Below are 2,661 nucleotides of genomic sequence, written 5' to 3' on the forward strand. Positions count from 1 at the left end.
CATGATGGTTCCCCCTTGTTCGTGCATCGGTCGGGACAGGGCGGTCAGGGAGCGCGCGTGACGGGCGCCTGCCACAACCCGACGATCGCGTCGATCAGCCCGGTCGCGGCGTCGTGCCAGCTGGCTCCGCCCGCAGCGCCAGCGCGTCGTCGAGGGTGCGCACCACGTGGACCCCGGCCAGCTCGTCCTGCCCGGGAAACGCGCGGGGCCGCAGCCCTGTGGTGATGACGACGGCGCCCGCCCGCAGGACCCGACCGGAGGCGGTGCTGACCGCGCGCGCGGCGACGTCCAGGCCGGTGGCCGGGTCGCCGAGGACGAACTCCGCCTCCAGCGCCGCCAGCGCGGCCTCCGTCCGCAGCCGGGCGCGCCCGGGCTCCCAGGCGCCGGACAGGACCTGCTTCGACAGCGGCGGCCGGTCGTAGGGCAGGTGCGGCTCGGCTCCCAGCACGGTCAGCTCGCCCCGGTAGCCCTTGCGCCGCAGCGCCTCCACGGTGGCGAGCCCGGCGGCGGAGGCCCCGACCACCAGGACGCCGGAGGGTACGCTCACTCGCTCAGCTCGATCGCCGCCGCCGGGCAGACGTCGGCCGCCTCACGCACGGTGGCGTGCAGCCGCTCGGGCGGTGCCGCGTCGAGCAGGAGCACGACACCGTCGTCGTCCCGCTGGTCGAACACCTCCGGCGCGAGCAGCACGCACTGGCCGGCTCCGCAGCACTTGTCCTCGTCGACGGTGATTCTCATGATGGTTCCCCCTTGTTCGTGCATCGGTCGGGACAGGGCGGTCAGGGAGCGCGCGTGACGGGCGCCTGCCACAACCCGACGATCGCGTCGATCAGCCCGGTCGCGGCGTCGTGCCAGCTGGCCCTGGGCGTCGCTCACCGCGCCGTCCGTTCAGTCGCGAGCCGTACGCGTGGGAAGTGTCCTTCCCAGGCGGGCGAGCGGGGAGAGGAGCATGACCAGCGGCGAGAGCGACAGGGCGGCGGCGCTCACCAGCAGGCCGGTGCGCGGCCCCCACTGACCGGCCAGCCAGCCGCCGAGCAGCGAACCGAGCGGGGTCAGGCCCATGCCGGCGAAAGTGACGGTGGCGACGACCCGGCCCTGCATCAGGACGGGCGTGACGGCCTGCCGGACGCCCATCATGGTGACGTTCACCAGCTGGCCGAACGCGCCGAAGGCGAAGTTGATCGCCATGAGGGCGGCGAGCGTGCCGGCCGAGGGGCCGCGCAGCGCGGGCACGGCCAGCATCACCGCGTCGGCGAGCACGGCCGCGGACACCAGCACCACGCCGTGGCCGTACCGTCCCGGCAGCCGGGCGGCCAGCAGCGCACCGGCGAGCGCGCCCGGCCCCGTCGCCGCGAGCGCCAGGCCGATCGCGGCGCCGGGCAGGTGCAGCTCGCGCGGCAGGAAGACCAGGTAGACGGTCATCAGGGCGGCCAGCGCGAACTGGTAGGCGGCGGTGCAGAGCCCCACGGCCCGCAGCGTGGGATCGCGGGCGACGAGCCGGAGCCCTTCGAGGATCCGCCGCCCCATGGAGGCGGGCCGCCCGGCGGGCTCGGCCACCGGCTCGGGACGGCGGATGCGCCGGATCGACAGGAACGACAGCGTGAAGAAGGCCGCGCTCGCCACGACGGCGATCGGCGCGGAGAGCAGCGACACCAGCGCGCCGCCGAGCGCTGGCCCGCCGATCTGCGCCGCGGACCTGGTGCCCTCCAGGGCGCTGTTGCCCTGCGCCAGCCGGTCGTGCTCCACCAGCCGCACGAGCGAGGCCTGGTAGGCCACGTCGAAGTACACGCTGAGCACGCCGACGACGAAGGCGGCGGCGAACAGCGCGGGCATGCCGAGAACGCCGAGGAGGTAGGCGACCGGGATCGCCGCCAGCGCCACGGCGCGGCCCAGGTCCGCGACCACCATCACGTCGCGGGAGCGCCGGCGGTCCACCCACGCGCCGGCGAGGAGGGAGCACAGCAGGATCGGCGCCTGTTCCACCGCGCGCAGCGCGCCGAGCTCGCCGGCGCCGGCGCCGAGCGCCACCACGGCGGCGAGCGGCAGGCTCACCAGAGTGGCGTGCGTTCCCAGCTGGGAGGCGGTCTGCCCGGCCCAGAGCCGGCGGAAGTCGGAGTCCCGCCACAGGCTCGGAGAGCGGCCGGAGCCCGCCGCCTTCATCGTCGGCCCCACGGGCCGCCGGGCCACGAATCTTGGGGGTACGGGCATGCGAGCGTGACACGAGGTGCGTACGGCACGGAGAGCTCCTTGAGCAGCCGAGGACGCCGCCCGGCGGATCAGGCGGTGGCGGGTGGGCTGTGCCGCGGGTCGGAGGCGGCACGCGAGGACAGGTCGGCGACGACCGTGAACGTCAACGCGTGCCCGGTTGACCGGGCATCTCTCAAGCTCCTCGGGGGTTGCGTACCGTCCCCGGCAGGTTAGCCGCCGGTCACCCGCGGCGGAAGCGGTTTTCCGGCGGGCAGGCGGATCTTGCGCATCGCTCGCGATTGGTCAATAGTTGAGCAATATCGGTCAGGTTCGGTCGATCAGGATGACCGGAACTGAGCGGGCCCGGGTGCCGCCCGGTCGCCGTCACCCCCGAGAACGCCTGAGGTGACCATGAGACGCACGGCCGCTGCGCTGGTGATGCTCGCGGTGCTCGCCGCGCCGAACGCCCTGATC

Annotated in this window: 3 protein-coding genes; all 3 read right to left on the reverse strand. The window is 74.5% G+C overall.

The window, feature by feature from the left end:
* Positions 1 to 94: 94 nt before the first annotated feature.
* The 3 genes from E1292_RS50105 to E1292_RS50120 all read right to left on the reverse strand — a co-directional run bounded on the left by E1292_RS50105 (position 95) and on the right by E1292_RS50120 (position 2,208).
* Positions 95 to 547 carry an FAD-dependent oxidoreductase gene (locus tag E1292_RS50105; protein WP_132606830.1) on the reverse strand — a complete coding sequence of 151 codons (453 nt, stop codon included), beginning with the start codon at positions 545 to 547 and terminating at the stop codon, positions 95 to 97.
* On the reverse strand, positions 544 to 738 hold the full coding sequence (locus E1292_RS50110; protein WP_132606831.1) for a ferredoxin: 195 nt from the start codon (positions 736 to 738) through the stop codon (positions 544 to 546). The genes E1292_RS50105 and E1292_RS50110 overlap by 4 nt, the downstream gene beginning before the upstream one ends.
* A gap of 150 nt (positions 739 to 888) precedes the next feature.
* Positions 889 to 2,208, reverse strand: coding sequence for an MFS transporter (locus tag E1292_RS50120; RefSeq protein ID WP_220447469.1), 1,320 nt, complete (start codon positions 2,206 to 2,208; stop codon positions 889 to 891).
* Positions 2,209 to 2,661 lie beyond the last annotated feature (453 nt).

Origin of the sequence: Nonomuraea deserti (assembly GCF_004348685.1) — a bacterium.
Classification (GTDB): Bacteria; Actinomycetota; Actinomycetes; order Streptosporangiales; family Streptosporangiaceae; genus Nonomuraea; species Nonomuraea deserti.